Raw genomic sequence first — 18040 nt, 5'->3', positions numbered from 1 at the left:
CCGTTGCCGCAAGCAATGCAAAGTAACACAGACTATTTCAGCAATTCCTTCCGCAAATCATCCAAATAAAGTTTCTGCTGACGCTTCAGATAGCCGGGGACAAAGGGGCGCATCCACCAGCGTTTGGCGTTGACAGTTTCGGTACAATGGAGCCGGGTACCGCCCTCCGCTGCCTGGAAGAATCCCTCCCAGGAACCGGACATATTGCCGTTTTCCATGGTGAAGGCCCAGCGCAGCGGCGGCTCACAGGCCGTGACGGTAAAGTGAGTAGCATAGCCGCTCTTGGTATGCTCCACAAAATGAATTGCGTCCAGAATATCCACCCGAGCCAAATCGCTGCGCCAGGCGGTATGGGAAAGGTCGGTCACGGTCCGCCACACCTGCTCCACCGGGCAAGGAAAATACTCTGTCACCCTGGAAGTTGCCATACCAATGCTCCCTTCAACGCCCATCTTCTTCCTCACTCTGCCCGTTTAATGGGCTGCCGGATGACGGTTTTCAGCTTTTCCGGTTTGCACCGCCGTACATCGCTCAAATAGATCTCGTGATGAAACCGGCCCTGGCTGAAATCCAGCTCGTAGCCTTGGGATTTGGCGTATTCATCCATGGCCGCCACGGTGGCGGGCTCATTGTCGTAGGGGCCGATGTGCATACACTGGACACACAGACCCTCCTCCCAGGGGAAGAACTCCACCTTGGAGAAGTCCCGCTGCTTTTTCTCCGCGGCCTCCCGGACGGCCCAATCAAAGACTTCTTCCGTCACAAACTCCGGCAGGCGGATGAGGGAGATCCACTGAAACGCTTCCTTGTGGATGTAATCCACCCCATGGACACCCTCCTGCCACCAAAGGCCCTCCAGGGGCGGCACCACATAGTCGAAGTAGCCCTCCAGCCTGTGCTTGCCCATCTTGCTCATTTTAATGGTGTAGGCTACCGCGTAGAGCAGCTCCAGGGCCTGCTTGTAGGCGCCGGTTTCCTCATTGGGATCGCCCTGGCCCCGCACCGCCAGGAAGCTCATGGCGGGCACCGTGACGATGCCCGGCGTTCTGGGGGGCAGATAGAATTCCTTGTACTCCTTCTTGTAGTCAAAGGCCATGGTCATTTCCTCCCTTTCTTGGGCTGGGCCTGGAGGGCCAGACAGGTGAGGCGGGTGAGGGCAGTCATGGTGTCCCGGTCGTCCACATCCTCCACCCAGATGTAGTCCCTGGCTCCCTCATAGGGCGGGGCCTTGGGCAGATTGGGAAAGGCCGTCTCCCCCACCGGGGTGACCTTCATAAAAAGCTGGTCGTCGCAGATGACGGCGAAGAACACATCGTCGCAGTAGAGGCCGTACTCGCCGAACATCTTCCGGCTGCGGATGGCGCCTGCCTCCCGCAACTGCTCGGCCACATAGTCCACAAAGTCCTTATGAGAGGCCATACGAATCCCCCTTTCGGTAACGGCGGGCCAGTGTTTCGGTCAGTTCCCTCAACCGTTCCCGTAATTCTTCCGGTTCCAGTAATTCCGCCTTGTCCCCGAAGGTCAGTATCCAGCTGAGTACGCTGTCCGCATCGGGAAAGCCCCCGGTAAAGCGCAGTCTGCCGTCCGGCTCCACAGTGAAGCGGTCTGCGCCGTACTCCTCCACCAGCCGCCACCGGCAGGTGGACGCAAAGAGGGCTGTGACCTGATACTTGACGGGAAAAACCCGCTCCGGCTCCAGGTCGGGCAGGGGCGCGTACCGGGGCGCAAAGGGCTCGCCGGCAGCGAGGTCCGTCATGCGGTTCAATTTGAACAGGCGGAAATCCTTACGGCCCCGGCACCAGCCCCACACATACCAGGTGGACCAGTGGAACACCAAGTAGTAGGGTTCAACGGTGCGCACCGATTCCTCCTTGGGAGAGAAGTAGGTAAAGCGAATGGCGCGGTGCTGCTCCATAGCCCTTTGGATCAGTTCAATTTTGGGCGGCAGGCTGGTCTTGTACCAGGAGGAGAGATCGATGAGCATGTGGGCGCCGCCCGGCACCAATCCGCCCGTCCCAGCAGACAGCTTTTCCATCAGCTGGGCATAGCGCCGGGTACCGCTGACGCTGTCCAGGCTTCTAAGTCCCGCCAGAATGGCCTGCATCTCCGGGGCGGTGAGTACCGTCCGGTCCAGCCGGTAGCCCTCCATGATGGAGATGCCGCCCCCGGAACCCTGGGCGGTGGCGATGGGGATGCCCGCCCGGCACAGGGACTCAATGTCCCGCTGGATGGTTCGGCGGGATACCTCGAACTGCTCTGCCAGCTCGGGAGCGGTGACCTTCTCCCGCTGGAGCAGGATGGACAGAATGCCGATGAGCCGCTCCATCTTCATGGGACGCACCGCCTTTCGCATTTCTGTTTGCATTATAGCACAGGAACACGACAACTGTGTGTCATGTTTCTCAAAGAATTGCGTAGGCTCATGCCGTATGGTATCATAGTCCCACCAAGACCGTCAGGCGAGGATGGATCACCTATGGAAATCAGAAAAGTGGAAACGGACAAAAAACGATACCTGGATCTCCTGCTGCTGGCCGACGAGCAGGAGGACATGGTCGACCGCTATCTGGAGCGGGGAACCATGTATGTGCTGGAGGACGATGGCATTAAGGCTGAATGCGTGGTGACCGATGAAGGAAATGGCATTCTGGAGCTGAAAAACATCGCCGTGGCGCCTGGCTTTCAGGGCAAAGGCTACGGAAAAGCCATGATAGGGTTCCTTGTCCGAACTTACAAGGAGCAGTATACGGCGCTGCAGGTGGGCACTGGGGACAGCCCGTCCACCATCCCGTTTTATGAAGCCTGCGGCTTTCACAGGCACCATCTGATCAAGGACTTTTTTATCGACCACTACGACCACCCCATCTATGAGTGCGGGGTGCGGCTGATGGACATGATATGCCTGCAGAGGGAACTATAAACATACACAGCAGGCCGCTGTCACCGGCATGACGGATATTGACAGGCAGCGGTGCATGGTGTAGGATTTACAATAGCAAAGCGAGGTGAGCACGATGTTATTCGGGAAATTCTGTATTGATTTTGGCTCCGTACAAATGGATACCACAAAACATTGTGCGGAGCCTTTTCGGACTGTCAATCTGTAAAACCGGGAGGCCAGGGCAGGAAATCACTGCCTTTGGCTGTTGTACCCTTTTTGCAGACTGACAGGACAAGATGGTTTATTTTGGGCCGCGGACGATGTTTTGTCCGCGGCCTTTTGTTATGCCCATTTCAGGGGCGATGGAACAGAGGGCGCACCGCACTGTGCTGCCCTCTGTCTTTTTTGAAAGGAAGATGGTTACATGACCCAAGAACAAAACTTATTGACCGGGAGCGTACCGAAAAAGCTGATTTGGTTCGCCTTCCCGCTGTTTCTGTCCAATCTGCTGCAGGCCCTCTACAATGTGGTGGATATGCTGGTGGTGGGAAAAATTGTAGGCGAAACCGGCCTGGCCGCCATCAGCAATGCCTCCATGCTGTGCTTTATCATCAATTCCCTTTGTATCGGCCTGACCATGGGCGGGAGCGTTTTGGTGGCCCAGTACAAGGGGGCGGGCGACCAAAAGGGACCGCGTGACACCATCGGAATGCTGTTTCTCCTGTCGCTGGCAGCCTCCGTTGTGGTTACCATGCTCGGTCTTGCCGTCTATGAGTCTCTGTTCCGGGCGCTGGATGTTCCGGCGGAGGCCTATCCGGATGCCTGCGGCTATATGGAGATCATCTGCTGGGGGACCGTATTCGTCTTTGGCTACAACACAGTTTGCTCCATTTTAAAAGGCCTGGGCGATTCCAAAACGCCCCTCCTTTTTGTAGGAGTCGCCACGATTCTCAATGTTTTGCTGGATGTGCTACTGGTAGGGCCGTGTTCCATGGGCACGGCCGGCGCGGCATGGGCCACGATCACTGCCCAGGGCGTTTCCTTTGTAAGCTCGCTGGTCTATCTGCGGCGGCTTCAGCGGAGCGTTTCCCTCAGGAAGATCGAGTTCCGCCGGGAAATATTGTTGGCTATTTTGAAGGTGGGCCTGCCCGCCGCCATTCAAATGGTGGTGGTAAACACAGCCTACCTGCTGGTGACGGGGATGCTCAATCCATTTGGCACCTCAGTGGCCGCTGCCTCCGGCGTAGGTCTGAAGATCAACACCTTTGCCGGAATGCACTGCTGGGCCATTGGCCAGGCAATTACCGCCATGGTGGGCCAGTGCATGGGAGCCGGCCAGATCCGGCGGGCCCGTCAGGTGGTGCGATCCGGATTGCTGCTGAACCTTGCGGTCACAGGGGTGGTGGTTGTGACAGTCCAGCTTCTGGCGGAACCTCTCATCCGCCTGTTTGACAGCACCAGAGCGGAGGTAATCCAGGTTGGCGTGCTGTATCTGCGCCTGTGCTGCGGGGTTAACAGCCTTGTCTATGCCGCCATGTACACGCTGGATTCCTTTGCCATCGGTGTGGGCGCGGCCCATGTAGCCATGGTCAATGCCCTGCTGGACGCGGTGGCCGTTCGTCTGCCGGTGGGGTGGCTGCTGGCCTTTTCCCTCTCCTTGGGCTTTCCCGGAATCTATCTGGGCCAGGCCCTTTCGCCCATCCTGCCCGCCCTGGTTGGACTCATCTACTTCAAAAGCAAAATCTGGGAAAGAAAAACGCTGGTGCATGAGGCTTTGAGGAAAGGAATCTGAAGTGCATGCAAAGTTGCGGTGATGGGGCTGACCGGGGAAACGGGTCCGGGCCAATTTGGAGGTCATTCAAACGGGCGGTTCCTATCTTGAACGCCACAAAGCAAAAAATACCTCCCTCTGAAAACCTTGAATTTCAGAGGGAGGTATTGATGTCTCAAACTTTCCGGAAAAGTTGCTCTGTTAAAGAGCGTTTTTATCCTGTCAAATCCTTCGGCTCCTGCCGGCGTTTCGTCCAAGGACCCACCCCACCACACAGCAGGCCAGTGAAACCAGCATGCCCAAAAACAGCGCATCAAAAGGCAGGGTCATCCAATTCCCAACCAGCACTGCCACCGGTGCAAGTACAATGGACACCAGAATACACACGGGCGCTATCCTGCCCTTCAGCCAAAGGGCGCAGCTGAGAGGCAGAAATACCACCGTACCTCGCAGCCCCATTGACAGAAAGCCGAGATCGTTGATGGTACTCTCCGGCACGGCAATGGCGATTACTCCTGCGGCGAGCAGGATCACACCAATCGTTACCCGGACGACAGCAAGCTCTTTGGCCGGGCTGTTGATCCGGTTGGTTACTCGCTTGTATATATCCTTCAGCATGATCGTGGCCATGCCAAGGGACAGCCCTGCTCCTCCGCCGATCACCGTTAAAAACAGCGTACCCAAAATGATACCGGCGATCAGTGGCGGGAGATGGTTGAGGACAAAGCTGGGAAACACCTGGATGGTGGATGCCAGCACCGGAAGATCCGGCACGTTGGCTCCAAGGGAGGTCAGCACATCCACCTCCATCTGGGTCAGGTAGTGTGTGCGCATAAAAAGTCCGATGCAGATTCCTGCCACTCCAATGGGCGGGATCAGGCAGGCGCTCAGCAGCGCGCCCCGCCGCGCTTTCCGGTCGCTCTGCGCACTCCACACAGCCTGTGCGTAAGTCTGTGTGGAAAGTACGCCGAGCAGGAGGGATATGCCTGAACCGATATCCTTTGCCGCACCCCGGGCAACCAGACTAAAAAATCGCTGGGAGACATCCTGTGTCGTCTCCAGGTTATTGAGCCCGCCGGCCAGTTCCTGGCTCATTCCAAGATCGGTTTCCGCCAACAGTCGGACCAGCTGATCGTACAGGCCCTGGAAACCGCCGGCAGCGATGAGGACATAGGCCATGCACAGGATAGCCGCCCCATAGAGCAGGAGCAGCTTTACCGCTCCGCCGATGCTGGCCCCCCATGTTCCGCCAAATATGACGTAGATACACATAATGGCGATGGTCAGCAGGACCACTATCGCCATCGGTATTTGGGGGAGAAGTATGGTGATCAAACCGGTACAGGCCACTACCTGGGCCAGAACGCTGATAAATATACCCACTGCATTCAGCACGGAGCTCAGGCTGCCTGCGCCGGCGCCATACTCACGGGAAATGATCTGCAATTCAGTCACGCAGCCGCTCCGGCGCAGCGGCCTCACATATCCCAGGGCCAAAATGAGGCACCCTATGCCTGATCCCAGTGTGAACCACCATGCGGCAAGCCCATAATGGAAGGCCAGCTGCGCGGTGCCAATGGTGGCCTGGCTGCTCACCAGACTTCCCATAATCGCTCCGCAAACCAGGAAGGAGCTTGCTTTGCCTCCTCCCGTCAAAAAGTCGCCGCTATCCTGTACCTTTCGTCCGGACAGAACTCCGATCCCGATCAGGACGGCCAACACAATGAGCATACCTAAAACTGTATACGCCATGATTGATCGTTCCTCTCCCCCTGTTGCCGCCTTCTCTCACGCAGATGCGGCACGCCGCAGCTGCATACCCGTCTGATATCCCAGCTCAAGGGCCCCGAGATTCATCTGTACGATCTTTTGGCCTTTGGGAGAGAAGAATTCTTCCACCGCATCTTTGGCGCCTGCAAGGGTGACCGTATCCGTCATCCCCGCAATGATCCCCAATGTGATGATATTGATGGTGGCCGCAGCTCCCTGCGCCCGGGCCATACTGGTCAGGCTGAGCCCCCACTCACATCCCGCCCGGGCCGGATCTCCGGTTATTTCATCCGCGTTATACAGGAGGAGCGTCCCCTTTGGAACGGCTCCGGAATAGCGGGCATAAGCCGCCTGTGCCAAACAGACGACCAGGTTGGGTTGGGTGGCGTCCGGGAAGTAAATTTCACGGTCGCTGATGATAACGTCCGACTTGGCAAAGGTTCCGCGGGTCTCCACGCCGTACTCCGAAGAGAGGGTGGCGTACTTCTTGTCGTGGATCACAGCCGCTTCCCCCAACAAGGTTCCGCATAAGATCAGCCCCTGGCCGCCCACGCCGCTGATAATGATTTCCTTTTTCACGCTTATCCCGCCTCCCCTTTCAACCGGTCAACAACCCGCTGATAGGCGGTGGAGTAATCCTCACGCTGGCTGTTTTCAAAAACGCCTGTGACAAATTTCCCCTCCAGTTCCTGCGGGGACATGGACGCCGCCCGGGCCAGCGGCACCGTCTGTTCCTTGATCCAGCGCATCATTTCAACGGCTGCCGCCATGTGGTTGGAGCGGCCGAAATGCGTCGGACAGGGCGATATGACCTCCACAAAGGAAAATCCTTTGTGCGCGATTGCCTGCTCTATCAGCTTGTTGAGCTGCACCACGTCGTATACAGTCCCGCGGGCCACAAAACTCCCGCCCGCCGCCTGCACCACGCGGCAGACATCGAAGCCGGTTTCTATATGGCCGTAGGGAGAGGTCTTGGTGATGGCGTCTCTGGGGGTGGTCCCGGAATACTGGCCGCCCGTCATGCCGTAGTTCAGGTTGTTTACCATGATCGCCACCAGGTCGATATTCCGCCGGGCCGCATGGATCAGGTGGTTGCCGCCAATGGTAATCCCGTCGCCGTCACCCATGAGGGTGAACACATGCAGGTCGGGATTCGCCAGCTTGATCCCGGTGGAAAAGGCCAGCGCACGGCCGTGGGTACCATGAAACGTATTGGTTTTGATATAGTCGTCCGCTTTGCCCCAGCATCCGATGCCGGTCACAACCACCGTGTCCTCCCGCTTCCAGCCCTGCTTATCAATGTTCCGCAGCAGGGACTGCAGCACAATGCCGCTTCCGCAGCCGGCGCACCAAAAATGGGGCAGATTCTCTTCCAGCAAATAATCTTGCAGCATTACGCCATCACCTCTCGGAGTTTCTCCAGAATTTCTGCCGGTTCGATGGGTTTCCCATCCACGCGGTTGACCCCCACCACCGGGATATTCCTCCGGTTGCGTACGCGCACCTCCCCGATGAACTGGCCCAGATTCAGCTCCGGAACCACAACGGCTTTCACCTGGGCCAGTGCGGCGTCAATCTCTTTTTCAGCCACCGGCCATACGGTAACCAGCTGGAGGACGCCAACCGGAATGCCTTCCGCCCGCGCCAGTTCCATTGCCGAAAGCGCAGAGCGGGCCGTCCCGCCGTAGGCAATGAGGACATACGATGCATCTTCCATACGGTATGCGCGGGTCAAAGTGATTTCGTCTTTCGCCCCTTCGATCTTTTCGCTGAGATGGCGGATGACCTGATCGGCGTTCTGGGGATCTGCACAGGGGCGGCCCATCTGGTCATGCATGCTTCCGTTTATCTTAAAGATATGTTTGCTTCCGTAAGCGGCCAGGGGTGCCAACCCGTTGGTATGATCATAAGGGCGGTACTCCTGCAAGTTCCCGATGGCATCAGGCTGCTCCGCAGGGGGAATCTCTTCAGGATCCGGGATCACGCACCGCTCCCGCAAGTGACCGATGATCTCGTCAGCCAGGAAAATAACCGGCGTCCGATACCGCTGCGCATAGGCAAAGGCCGTTCTCATCAGATCATAGCAGTCCTGCACGGAGGAGGGGGCCAGCGCGATCATGGCATGATCTCCGTGGGTGCCCCAGCGGGCCTGCATCACGTCGCCCTGGGCAGGCCTGGTAGCCATACCGGTGCTTGGCCCGGAACGCTGTACGTCAATAATGACGCACGGCACCTCGCCCAGGACCGCCACCCCCAGGTTTTCCGCCATCAGGGATAAACCGGGACCGCTTGTGGCCGTATAGGCCTTTTTCCCCGCGCAGGCGGCGCCGATCAGGGCCGCAATACTCCCGATCTCATCCTCCATCTGGATGTACACGCCGCCCACCTGCGGCAGGCGTATGGCGGAGGTTTCCGCCACCTCGGTAGAGGGCGTGATGGGATAGCCTGCATAAAAGCGGGCGCCGGCGGCAATTGCGCCCTCCGTCATTGCCTCATTTCCCTGCATAAACCGAATCTTTCCCATGACTCAATCCTCCGTTTTGACGCTGATGGCAAAGTCAGGGCAACGCATTTCGCACAGCATGCACCCAATACAGTCTTCCGGGCGCACCGCCTCCGGATAGCCCTTGACCAGTTCAAGTACCTTCTTGGGGCAAAACGAAGCACAGATCCCGCACTGCTTGCACCAATCTCTATGGATCGTAATTTGTTTCATACCATTCTCCATCTCTTTCCTTTCTAAAGCCCGGATACCGGAGGGATACGCCTCAGGAACACTCAGGTCATCAGATGATGCGGATCCACCTCTTCCACCAGCGTTTTCAGAACCGCTTCACTTGGGGGCGCGGCCGGTACCGCCCTGGTGACGTCGATGGGAAAGCCCGTATTCTCCACCACCTGCTCCGGGGTAACGCCGGGAAACAGCTCGGCCAGGTACATGCGTTTGTCCGCTCCGAAGCGGAAAACCCCCAGCTCTGTGATAACCGCCCGCGGCCCCCTGTCCTCCGGAAGGCCCATGCTGCGCCGTCCGTCCGGCCCGTTGATCCAGCCGGGGCTGGTGCAATAGTCTACCCGCTGGACAAAACGGCGCTTTTCATGTTTCATCACGATAACCGTATCGCAGAATGTGGCGATCCCGTTGGCGCCGCCGGAGCCGGAAAACCGGGTCACAGGCGCTGCATAATCACCGATACATGTGGAATTCAAGTTGCCGTAGGGATCGATCTGCGCCCCGCCCAAAAAGCCGGCCTCAATCTGTCCCCGTTCAGCCGCCAGGATCTCAAAGCCGAAATAACGGTACTGGGGCCAGAGAATCGCCGCCTGGTAATTCAGACGCAGATCCGAAACGCTGGTAGGGACCTCCTGTGGATCTCCGTCCAGGATGCCGGTTTCAAACAGCAGCCGCGCCTTAGGCGCGTGGGTACGCTTTGCCAGAGCCGCTCCGATCAGGGGTAAGCCTGTGCCAATGATGTATAGCTTATCGTCCTCGATCTCCCGGGAGAGCGCGACCGCCATCATCTGCTTGCGTGTGTAGTCCATTGCCTTTCCCCCTAACTCCGGCGCAGCCCGACGGCATATCCATATAACCGGTCCGTCCGAAGGGAGCGCAGCTGCTCGTCCCCGATATGGCTCAAATATGCCTCATGGCTGATCAGCACCTGCTCTTCCAGATACCGGTCAAACGCTTCCTGTGTCCGGCTGACCCGGTCGTATTCCTGAAGGGCCTGCGGATCGTAGTCATAGTACCCGCAGCACTGGGAAGGGTGGGCCCCGTATGGGATGGGAACAACCGCGTCCACACACGTCCCCGGAATGGTGTTTCTGTCCGGCTCCCGGCGCATCTCTTCGTCACTGACCAGTTCCTCACAGGATACGATGGTGTGGGCTGCCGCCAGCGCGATATCCACGTCCTGAAATTCCGCCCCCTCGATGCGGCAAATGCCCTCGGGGCTGGCCTTCTGCACATGGATACACGCCACATCAATCCTGGGTGTGGGGATCAGGCACAGCTGAGTGCCGGGATGAAACGGGTCCTCCTGAAGGATGAACTTTTTGGCGGGCAGCTTGGGGAAGTCCTTTCGCTGCTCGTCAGAGATCCCCCACTTGTGTTCCAGATCCGACCCCACCATATTCCTGACCGGGACATAGCTCAGGCCCAGTGCCGCCCCATGATAGGCAATGGTCTGTACATCAAGGGAATAGTCCTCCGCCGGCAGCTTCCCCTGCTCCACCGCCTCCCGAAATCGACGGCAGACCATTGTAAAGCCGGAGTTGGCTATGTAACTGATATTGATCGCCTTAACACAGCCCGCGCCCACAAGCATGTCCACGTCGCCGCCCGCCGCGCCGCTTTCAACGGTCAGATCCCTCACGCCTTGACGGATGATTTCCCGCACCAGAGCATAAGCCCGTCGGTTGGTGGAGAACCCCCCCAGAGCGAGGCAATCTCCTGCGTGCAGGTAGGTGCGGATCGCTTCCTCGGCAGTTACTACTTTTCCTCTTTTCAAACTATCACCTTCCTGTGGTTGCCACAGTCTATGACCTCGGTATAGCAAATTTATAGAAAAAATTCCCTTTTTCTGCGCTCTTGACATCACTTGACGTTTTTCATATATTATTAGTTACATATGTCTATTCAGGTGTGCCGTTTGTTTGAAATGAAGGGATTGATATGGAGTTTCGCAATCTACTCAGCTTTTTGCGGGCCGCAGAGCTGGGGAATTTTACGCAGGCCGCCCAGGAGCTGGGTTATGTCCAGTCCGCAATTACCACCCACATTCAACAGCTGGAGGCCGAGATCGGCGTTCCTCTGTTTGAGCGGATTGGGCGGAAAAACATACTGACACCCTATGGACAGCAACTGCTGACCTACGCCAACCAGGCCATGCAGCTGGAGGAAAACATTTTAAGCATCAAGCAGCATGACCCTTCTGATATCCAGGGAACCATTCGGATCGGCAGCGTGGAATCGATCATGAGTTCCCTGCTGCTGGATGTGATCCAAAGGTATCGCATGCGGTATCCCAAGGTGGATGTGAAAATCCGTCTGGCGATCACGGAACCGCTGTTTGATATGCTCAGGCATAACTCCGTGGATGTTATTTTTACCATTGGCAGCCAGCTGGACACGTTGGACTGCGTCCGTGTATACAGCCATCCGGAGGAGGCCGTCTTTATCGCCGCGCCTCATCATCCCCTCAGTAAGCGCAGTTCCATTCCCGTGGAAGAAATTTTAGAGTATCCGATCATTGTCACCGGCGAAAATTCCTTTTTGCAGCAAAAGCTCAACGAACTGGCGCTTCAATACGGAATACACCCGGATTACCCCATCCAGACCGAAAGTTCCCGCCTGATCATCGATCTGATCCGTCAGAATTTGGGGATTTCTTTCCTGCCGCTCTATATGGTGCGGCGGACCGTACTAAAGGGCACTGTCAGAATTTTGCCGGTGGTGGGATATTCCCTCCCGTTTTTCACCAACGTCTTTTACCACAAAAACAAGTGGATCACCCCGCAGATGCAGGGGCTGCTGGACCTCGTAAAATGGCAATGGGAGGAGAACGATGTCCTGGGCTCCGGCGGTCCCGACGATATCTAACGGCCGCAGATCTCAGCAGGTCATCAGGCGCAGAATCTCCCGATCCGTCTCCCGCATACCTTCCCGGCCCACTTTTCCCACATTTTGAATGGTGGTTTCGATCTCATCGGCCAGGATGCCTTCTCCGCCGTGAAATGCGCTGGCGTTGCGGTACATGTCGTAGCCCAGAAGGCCCGCCTGAACCGCTGTGGCGATTTTTGCCGCGCAGGATGGTTTGGCCCCGTCGCAGATCATGCCGGAGGCGATGCCCAGCGCGTTTGTCAGCGTGTGGCACACAGCTTCATAACTGCCTGTATCCATCCAGGCGATGGCCGCGCCGGCGCTGGCCCCTGCGCTTACCGCGCCGCAGAATGCGGACAGCGCGCCAATGTATTGTTTCTGATGGATGGTCAGCAGGTTGCTGACCACCAGGGCCCGGTAAAGCCGCTCCTGAGAACAGCCCGTCTGCCGGGCGTATACGATCACCGGAACCGACGTGGTGATCCCCTGGTTCCCGCTTCCGGAGCATATGACCACCGGCAGCTCGCAACCGCTCATTCTTGCGTCCGAGCCGGCGGCAGCGGCGGCGCTGCAACGCAGGCGCAAGTCGGGGCTTCTGCTTTCCGACAAGACGCTCCCAATGCAGGCCCCCCACTTGTGGGACAGTCCCTCTGAGGAGATGGCCATATTGTCTGCAATCTGCAGATCCAGCAGATCCTGGATCTCCGAAATGTTTACCATGGAAGCATACTCGAGGATTCCCCGTACCGTCAGCCCGTCGCGATTTGACCGGGCTGCCTGTGGAGTGGATTCCGCCTTCGGCGTATCGGAAATCGATACGCCGTTTTTTTCTAAGGCCACAATATTGGTGTGATAGTCCTTCATGTGGATCCGGGCGCTTTCTTCCGCCCGGAAGAGGGTCAAATCAATTTCAAACGCAGAACCCGTCTCCAGTACATGTACCTCAATGGGGCATTTTTCTAAAAAGTCCGCTATCTGTGTCCGCTGCTCGGCGGTGATGTGGGCCAGCACCTGCAAAACGCCCGTTTCATCGCCCGCCACGATCCCGCCGGAAACGGCCGCCTGGAGGCCCTTCAGTCCCCCCAGATTGGGTACGTTTACACTCTTTACATTCTTTACGATATTGCCGCTGACTCCCAGTACGACCCGCTCGGGCAGGCCGCCCAGGATCGCCCTGGCGGTGGCCCCGGCATAGGCCAGTGAGACAGGTTCGGTACAACCCATTGCCTCAATCAGTTCTTCACGCAGGATCTGTCCATACGTCTGGTAGAGCGCGTCTGATATCTCCATAGTTCTACCGCTTCCTCCAGTCCTAGATTTGTTTATCGGTCGTCCGGGCCGTCCAGTTCCACGCGGATGATACAGCAGTCGTCCCCATCCAACGTGTTTTTGTCGTGGACGCAGCGGTAACCTTTTCCATAGGCTTTGTATTTTGCCTGATCCACATGGCAATAGCGGCGTCCCAGCCGTTTGCCTTCCTCCCCAAGCTCCTTCCAGGTCTCCGCCAGGGGGCAGCGGGTGATCTTGCTCACCTTCCCGTAGGGCTTGTCTTCCGGCATGACGGCCGGCTCATAATCCCAGCCCACGGAGGGCAGGTCTTTGCCGTATTTATAGTTCATCACCACCGGTTCCAGCCCCTGGGCATGGAGCGTCTTCATCACAGAATCTGCCGCCAGCTTGCCATAGGCGTCAATCGCCGCCTCAATCAGCTGGTCTGCCAGCGGCTGGGGCAGATGCTCCGTTATGGTCTTTGCATACGCATAATGGAGAAACGCCAGACGTTCCGCCATGATACGGACATCCTCAACGCAGGTGTTTTGCTCTCGGCTCATAGGGCGCTCCCTTCCTCATTGGGTCTCGGCTCCGCCAGCTGTGCAAACAGCGCGCAGAGGCTCTTAACCGCTTTCTCAAAATCCTCCACATAGAAATGTTCATTGGGCGCGTGGGACCCATTTTCCGGCCGTCCCCATCCCAGGATCAGGATGGATGGGATGCCCAGCCGCTCCTTGATCTCACTGATGATGTGAACGGTCCCGCCGGAGCGGATCAGTACAGGCTCCCTTCCAAATCCCATCTCGATGGCGTGGGCAGCCAGCTGGACGTTGGGGTCGGAATCATCGATCAAAACAGGCATCGCACCAAATTGATATTCCATCGTCACCTGGACATCAGGGGGCAGCTGGCTTCGGATAAATGCTTCAAATTTGGCGTAGATCTCCTCAGGGCGTTGATCGGGTACCAGGCGGGCGCTGAGTTTGGCAGAGGCCACGCACGGGATCACCGTCTTGGACCCTTCGCCAAGATAGCCGCCCCAGATCCCATTGATATCCAGGGTTGGGCGGGCGCATTTCCGCTCCGCCGCCGTATAGCCCGTCTCTCCGTACAGCCGGGGTGCCCCTATGCGCTCAGCCAGTTTTTCCTCATCCTGGGGCAGCCGGGCCAATGTATCCCGTTCCCGCTGGGAGAGAGGCCGTACCTGGTCGTAAAAGCCCGGGATCAGAACGCGCCCTTCCTCATCCTTACACTTGGCCAGCAGTTGCACCAGCACCTCCGGCGCATTGCGTACGATGCCGCCAAACAGCCCTGAATGGAGATCCTGCTTCATGGTCTGCAACTGGATCTGCATCGCCATGATCCCGCGGAACCCGCACGTTACGGCAGGCAGCTCCTTGGAAAACATGGAACTGTCTGAGACCAGGAACATATCGCCCCGGAACCATTCCGGCCTTTCCCGGAGCAGCTTCAGCAGCCCCTTGCTGCCGACCTCCTCTTCCCCTTCCACCACAAAGGTGATGTTGAGGGGGATATCTCCCCGGCACCTCCGGTAGCTCTCCAGCGCCGCAAGGTAGGTGTAGACCTGCCCCTTATCGTCATTCACCCCTCTGGCATAGAGGGCCCCGTCTCTTACGGTGGGTTCAAAGGGCGGGGTGATCCACTTCTCCAGCGGCTCCGGAGACTGCACGTCATAGTGCCCGTAGATGACAAGCGTGGGGGCTGACGGGCCATACTCGTATCGCGCAAGTACCACCGGCCAGCCCTCCGTCTGGCACAGTTGACCGGAAAACCCCATGCGCTCCAGCTTCTCCAGAAACCACCGGCAGGACTCTGCCATCGCCTGGCCGCTGTCCGGGCAGGCGCTGATGCCGGGGATCCGCAAAAACTCACATAGCTCCTCCAGATATCGCTCCAGGTTGTCCGCTGCGTCTTGAAAAAGATCCGAAGTATACGTTTCCGCCACGGCAGTTCCCCTCCTTCTCAAAACCACAAAAGCAAATCAACACAGTTCCAACACCCGGCAGCTTGCAGGCGTGGCAGAAATCTGTTGATTTGTTGGCCATCCGGGCAGGCAGACCATATTGTCGCCTGCCCGGATGGGGCTCGTTTTGTGTATTAGTCAGCCTTATTGGCCCAGCCGTAGTGGCCGATCTTTTCACCCAGCGTCCAATAGTCCTGGGAATTGTAGCAGAAACCGAAGGGGCGCATCTTTTCGATGATTACCTTATCCTTCTCGTCCAGGAATTCCTCATCCACATGGGTGGCAACCACCTCGGCCAGGAAAATGTCGTGAGAACCCAGCTTGATAATGTGCCGGGTGACGCACTCCATATTGACGGGGCATTCCTTGATCATCGGCACGTTGACGATGGACGCGTCCACCTTCGTAAACCCGGTCAGCTCCCACTTGTCAAAGTTGCGCGCGGAGCGGATGCCGCAGATATCAGTCTCCTTGGTCAGGTTTTCTCCCGGGATGTTGATGACAAATTCGCCCGTCTCCTTCAGCATGGGATAGGATGCCCGGGTGTCGCGGACCGACATGTATACCATAACAGGATTGGCGTTGATAATGCCGCCGTAGGAGATGGTAATGAGGTTGGAATTGCCCTGCTTATCCGCGCAGGTGGCAATGAAAGCGGGAATGGGAGCCATAACAGCATGGGCGCCGATGTTCTTCTTCATAATAAAACCTCCGATTCTTGTTCAGGGAAAAACGAAGCCGTTGCGGTCACTTGCAGGGTTCGCCGTTGACGACCCAAACCCGCGTCTTGGCATCCCAGATCGCGATACCTCCCATCAACCCCCAGCAGGTCTCAGGGACCCGGGTAAAGGTGATATACAGGCGCAGAGGATTGATGCCAAAGGCTTCCTCCATGATCTTGGTCATTTCCACGCATACGTCGTTGTTCATCTTGTGTTCGATCCCATTCATACTGCGCACGTCGATAAAGGCAAACGGCTCTTCCGTGTTGCCCATCGTGCCGTCCACAGTCTGGAGGGTAACCATCACGGCTTCCTCGTTCTTATGGGCGACCTCGACCATGACCCGGTTGAACTTGCGCAGCACGGCGTCTTTTGTCTCCTTGGAATAGGAAACGTTTGTCATGATTTGGACACTAGGCATGCTCATATCCTCCTTTTCGTTTTACACAGGTGGTTACCCTTCCGACTCCTCCAGCTTCAGCACCTTTTCAGGCTGAGCCTTGGTCAGCAGGCTGACGATAATGAGGGCTGCGACAGAGGCAGGAACTGCGATCAAAGATGCGTCCAGGCCGTTGCCCACGGTGTTTTTCAGGAACAGCTCCCAAGCCAACGCGGTGACGCCGCCGATACAGATGGAGGCCACGGCGCCGGCGGAAGTGGCCCGCTTCCAGAGCAGGGCCGCGACAAGGGAGGGCGTAATGGCAGCCGCATAAACGGTATAGGCGTACATGATGATCCCCAGGATATCCGTAAACTGGGAGATCAGCAGATAGGCGCACACGCCGACGCCCACCACCAGCAGACGCAGGCGGATCATGTTCTGCCTATCGCTGCGCTCACGGTCCTTCAGGATATAGGGAACGATCAGATCCTGATCCAAAGTCATGGCGGAGGACAACAGGTAGGAGTCGCCGGTGGTAACCAGGAAGGCCACGCAGGCGGCCAGCACCATTGCGCCGATACCAAAGGGCAGCAGCTTCATGGCCACCATCATCAGAGCGGTGTCGGGGGCGATGTCCTTCAGATAAGGAATGGCAAAAGACTCGAGCAGAACCACCATCGTACCCAGAACAAGGCAGCCGCCGATCATAAGGCCCGCGGACTTTTTCGCCGTTTTCCGATCCTTGGAAGCTGCGAAGCGGATAAACAGGTTCTGGTCGCCCATTGCCAGCACGCTGGTTGCAATCAGAACACCCCACGTGGTGGAGGCATTGCCGGTTCCGCCGCTCCAGGTAAAGTAGCTGTCGGGGATCTGAGAGACCAGGCCCCCAAAGCCGCCGCTCTGCATCAGCAGGCAGGGAATCGCAATGATAAAGCAAATGAACACGAAACACGCGCTGATGGCGTCGGTATACGCCACCGACATCAGGCCGCCGGAAACGCAGAGCAGTACGATGATCACTGCGGCAATGATGGTACCGATCTCCGCCGGGATACCAGTGGTGATGTTCAGAATATAACCGGCGCCGCTGAACTGATAGGACGCCGTACCGATGTAGGAAAGCACAATAAAAATGGTGGCCAGAATACCGGCAACTTTGTTGTATCGCCGGGTAAACAAGCCGGCAATGGACGTCTCCTCCGTCGCTCTGATCCGTCCGGCCAGCAGGAACACCAAAATCAGGCCAATGGGTGTTGCATACTGGTAGACCAGTCCCGGAATGATGCCGCGGGTATACACGATGTTGGAACAACCTGTGATACTGCCGCCGCCAAACCAGGTGGCGATCAGCGTTCCTAGAACAATGATAAGGGGAAGACTCTGGCCGCCTGTTGCAAAGTCCTTACTTTTTTTAACCTTTTTCTTGGAGATGTACAGTCCATACAGAACAACGACCAATAGATATGCCAGAATAAAAAGTAAGTATTTCATTTCCCTTCCTCCCTGATAGTTTTCTGGTTTATCTCTGGGAATTTCGCGACAGCCTGGTCTGGATTTTGACGATGGCGTTCCCCCCTCCCAATTTGTCGTGCAGAATGTGAATATCTCTCCATCTGCTGCGGCAGCATGGTTTGTAAAACCCGTACGAGTGATCCTGAT

20 protein-coding genes are annotated in these 18040 nt (G+C 57.2%); 3 read left to right on the top strand and 17 right to left on the bottom strand.

Translation table 11 applies throughout. The features are described from left to right. Positions 1-32: 32 nt before the first annotated feature. The 4 genes from Q0K43_RS11185 to Q0K43_RS11170 are packed head-to-tail and all read right to left on the bottom strand — an operon-like array spanning position 33 to position 2332. On the bottom strand, positions 33-428 hold the full coding sequence (locus tag Q0K43_RS11185) for an SRPBCC family protein (protein WP_297290605.1): 396 nt from the start codon (positions 426-428) through the stop codon (positions 33-35). 32 nt (positions 429-460) lie between these two features. Then, entirely contained in the window at positions 461-1096 is a 636-nt protein-coding gene (locus Q0K43_RS11180; protein ID WP_297290604.1) for a GyrI-like domain-containing protein, read from the bottom strand. Positions 1097-1098: 2 nt separating this feature from the next. Further along, on the bottom strand, positions 1099-1419 hold the full coding sequence (locus Q0K43_RS11175; RefSeq protein ID WP_297290603.1) for a TfoX/Sxy family protein: 321 nt from the start codon (positions 1417-1419) through the stop codon (positions 1099-1101). Then, positions 1406-2332 (bottom strand): helix-turn-helix transcriptional regulator, encoded by a 927-nt coding sequence (locus Q0K43_RS11170; RefSeq protein ID WP_297290602.1) that lies wholly within the window; start codon positions 2330-2332, stop codon positions 1406-1408. Before Q0K43_RS11170 ends, Q0K43_RS11175 begins: the two co-directional genes overlap by 14 nt. Positions 2333-2476: 144 nt before the next feature. On the opposite strand from Q0K43_RS11170, the gene Q0K43_RS11165 reads away from it, so the two are divergent. Beyond that, positions 2477-2920 (top strand): GNAT family N-acetyltransferase, encoded by a 444-nt coding sequence (locus Q0K43_RS11165; RefSeq protein ID WP_297290601.1) that lies wholly within the window; start codon positions 2477-2479, stop codon positions 2918-2920. Positions 2921-3305: 385 nt separating this feature from the next. Beyond that, complete coding sequence (locus tag Q0K43_RS11160; protein ID WP_297290600.1) at positions 3306-4673, top strand: MATE family efflux transporter; 1368 nt, start codon at positions 3306-3308, stop codon at positions 4671-4673. A 201-nt stretch (positions 4674-4874) separates the two neighbouring features. On the opposite strand, the gene Q0K43_RS11155 is transcribed toward Q0K43_RS11160, so the two are convergent. From Q0K43_RS11155 to Q0K43_RS11125, 7 genes are all read right to left on the bottom strand, one after another. After that, positions 4875-6404, bottom strand: coding sequence for a sodium:solute symporter family protein (locus tag Q0K43_RS11155; protein WP_297290599.1), 1530 nt, complete (start codon positions 6402-6404; stop codon positions 4875-4877). A gap of 36 nt (positions 6405-6440) precedes the next feature. Beyond that, positions 6441-7001, bottom strand: coding sequence for a 2-oxoacid:acceptor oxidoreductase family protein (locus tag Q0K43_RS11150; protein WP_297290598.1), 561 nt, complete (start codon positions 6999-7001; stop codon positions 6441-6443). A gap of 2 nt (positions 7002-7003) precedes the next feature. Further along, a complete protein-coding gene (locus tag Q0K43_RS11145; RefSeq protein ID WP_297290597.1) occupies positions 7004-7816 on the bottom strand; it encodes a thiamine pyrophosphate-dependent enzyme in 813 nt (270 codons plus the stop codon). Then, a complete protein-coding gene (locus Q0K43_RS11140) occupies positions 7816-8946 on the bottom strand; it encodes a 2-oxoacid:acceptor oxidoreductase subunit alpha (RefSeq protein ID WP_297290596.1) in 1131 nt (376 codons plus the stop codon). Before Q0K43_RS11140 ends, Q0K43_RS11145 begins: the two co-directional genes overlap by 1 nt. 3 nt (positions 8947-8949) lie before the next feature. Continuing rightward, on the bottom strand, positions 8950-9138 hold the full coding sequence (locus Q0K43_RS11135; protein WP_297290595.1) for a 4Fe-4S dicluster domain-containing protein: 189 nt from the start codon (positions 9136-9138) through the stop codon (positions 8950-8952). A 62-nt stretch (positions 9139-9200) separates the two neighbouring features. Continuing rightward, complete coding sequence (locus Q0K43_RS11130; RefSeq protein WP_297290594.1) at positions 9201-9962, bottom strand: CoA-transferase subunit beta; 762 nt, start codon at positions 9960-9962, stop codon at positions 9201-9203. Positions 9963-9973: 11 nt separating this feature from the next. Further along, entirely contained in the window at positions 9974-10930 is a 957-nt protein-coding gene (locus Q0K43_RS11125) for a CoA transferase subunit A (protein WP_297290593.1), read from the bottom strand. A 164-nt stretch (positions 10931-11094) separates the two neighbouring features. Here Q0K43_RS11125 and Q0K43_RS11120 point away from each other — a divergent pair, with 164 nt between their 5' ends. Beyond that, a complete protein-coding gene (locus Q0K43_RS11120; RefSeq protein ID WP_297290592.1) occupies positions 11095-12021 on the top strand; it encodes a LysR family transcriptional regulator in 927 nt (308 codons plus the stop codon). A 12-nt stretch (positions 12022-12033) separates the two neighbouring features. Here Q0K43_RS11120 and Q0K43_RS11115 read toward each other — a convergent pair whose 3' ends face one another. The 6 genes from Q0K43_RS11115 to Q0K43_RS11090 form a co-directional block, all read right to left on the bottom strand. After that, a complete protein-coding gene (locus tag Q0K43_RS11115; RefSeq protein WP_297290591.1) occupies positions 12034-13311 on the bottom strand; it encodes a serine dehydratase subunit alpha family protein in 1278 nt (425 codons plus the stop codon). Positions 13312-13343: 32 nt separating this feature from the next. Next, positions 13344-13853 carry an L-2-amino-thiazoline-4-carboxylic acid hydrolase gene (locus Q0K43_RS11110; RefSeq protein ID WP_297290590.1) on the bottom strand — a complete coding sequence of 170 codons (510 nt, stop codon included), beginning with the start codon at positions 13851-13853 and terminating at the stop codon, positions 13344-13346. Further along, complete coding sequence (locus Q0K43_RS11105) at positions 13850-15259, bottom strand: dipeptidase (RefSeq protein ID WP_297290589.1); 1410 nt, start codon at positions 15257-15259, stop codon at positions 13850-13852. Before Q0K43_RS11105 ends, Q0K43_RS11110 begins: the two co-directional genes overlap by 4 nt. A 152-nt stretch (positions 15260-15411) precedes the next feature. Next, positions 15412-15978: a flavin reductase family protein gene (locus Q0K43_RS11100; RefSeq protein WP_297290588.1), complete on the bottom strand. Its 567-nt coding sequence runs from the start codon at positions 15976-15978 to the stop codon at positions 15412-15414. Positions 15979-16024: 46 nt separating this feature from the next. After that, positions 16025-16420: a phenylpyruvate tautomerase MIF-related protein gene (locus Q0K43_RS11095; protein WP_297290587.1), complete on the bottom strand. Its 396-nt coding sequence runs from the start codon at positions 16418-16420 to the stop codon at positions 16025-16027. A gap of 33 nt (positions 16421-16453) precedes the next feature. After that, positions 16454-17872 (bottom strand): sodium:solute symporter family protein, encoded by a 1419-nt coding sequence (locus tag Q0K43_RS11090; RefSeq protein WP_297290586.1) that lies wholly within the window; start codon positions 17870-17872, stop codon positions 16454-16456. Positions 17873-18040 lie beyond the last annotated feature (168 nt).

Origin of the sequence: uncultured Flavonifractor sp. (assembly GCF_944383115.1) — a bacterium.
Lineage (GTDB): Bacteria > Bacillota > Clostridia > Oscillospirales > Oscillospiraceae > Flavonifractor.
Note: the sequence above shows the minus strand (reverse complement) of the source record. Positions and strands in the feature narration are given on the sequence as shown.

What these genes read in the sequence shown, in the direction of transcription:
- Q0K43_RS11100 (WP_297290588.1), bottom strand. Translation starts at nt 15,978, where the DNA reads ATGAAGAAGAACATCGGCGCCCATGCTGTTATGGCTCCCATTCCCGCT.
- Q0K43_RS11170 (WP_297290602.1), bottom strand. Translation starts at nt 2,332, where the DNA reads ATGAAGATGGAGCGGCTCATCGGCATTCTGTCCATCCTGCTCCAGCGG.
- Q0K43_RS11180 (WP_297290604.1), bottom strand. Translation starts at nt 1,096, where the DNA reads ATGGCCTTTGACTACAAGAAGGAGTACAAGGAATTCTATCTGCCCCCC.
- Q0K43_RS11175 (WP_297290603.1), bottom strand. Translation starts at nt 1,419, where the DNA reads ATGGCCTCTCATAAGGACTTTGTGGACTATGTGGCCGAGCAGTTGCGG.
- Q0K43_RS11130 (WP_297290594.1), bottom strand. Translation starts at nt 9,962, where the DNA reads ATGGACTACACACGCAAGCAGATGATGGCGGTCGCGCTCTCCCGGGAG.
- Q0K43_RS11160 (WP_297290600.1), top strand. Translation starts at nt 3,306, where the DNA reads ATGACCCAAGAACAAAACTTATTGACCGGGAGCGTACCGAAAAAGCTG.
- Q0K43_RS11155 (WP_297290599.1), bottom strand. Translation starts at nt 6,404, where the DNA reads ATGGCGTATACAGTTTTAGGTATGCTCATTGTGTTGGCCGTCCTGATC.
- Q0K43_RS11165 (WP_297290601.1), top strand. Translation starts at nt 2,477, where the DNA reads ATGGAAATCAGAAAAGTGGAAACGGACAAAAAACGATACCTGGATCTC.
- Q0K43_RS11140 (WP_297290596.1), bottom strand. Translation starts at nt 8,946, where the DNA reads ATGGGAAAGATTCGGTTTATGCAGGGAAATGAGGCAATGACGGAGGGC.
- Q0K43_RS11110 (WP_297290590.1), bottom strand. Translation starts at nt 13,853, where the DNA reads ATGAGCCGAGAGCAAAACACCTGCGTTGAGGATGTCCGTATCATGGCG.
- Q0K43_RS11135 (WP_297290595.1), bottom strand. Translation starts at nt 9,138, where the DNA reads ATGAAACAAATTACGATCCATAGAGATTGGTGCAAGCAGTGCGGGATC.
- Q0K43_RS11115 (WP_297290591.1), bottom strand. Translation starts at nt 13,311, where the DNA reads ATGGAGATATCAGACGCGCTCTACCAGACGTATGGACAGATCCTGCGT.
- Q0K43_RS11145 (WP_297290597.1), bottom strand. Translation starts at nt 7,816, where the DNA reads ATGCTGCAAGATTATTTGCTGGAAGAGAATCTGCCCCATTTTTGGTGC.
- Q0K43_RS11185 (WP_297290605.1), bottom strand. Translation starts at nt 428, where the DNA reads ATGGCAACTTCCAGGGTGACAGAGTATTTTCCTTGCCCGGTGGAGCAG.
- Q0K43_RS11120 (WP_297290592.1), top strand. Translation starts at nt 11,095, where the DNA reads ATGGAGTTTCGCAATCTACTCAGCTTTTTGCGGGCCGCAGAGCTGGGG.
- Q0K43_RS11095 (WP_297290587.1), bottom strand. Translation starts at nt 16,420, where the DNA reads ATGCCTAGTGTCCAAATCATGACAAACGTTTCCTATTCCAAGGAGACA.
- Q0K43_RS11090 (WP_297290586.1), bottom strand. Translation starts at nt 17,872, where the DNA reads ATGAAATACTTACTTTTTATTCTGGCATATCTATTGGTCGTTGTTCTG.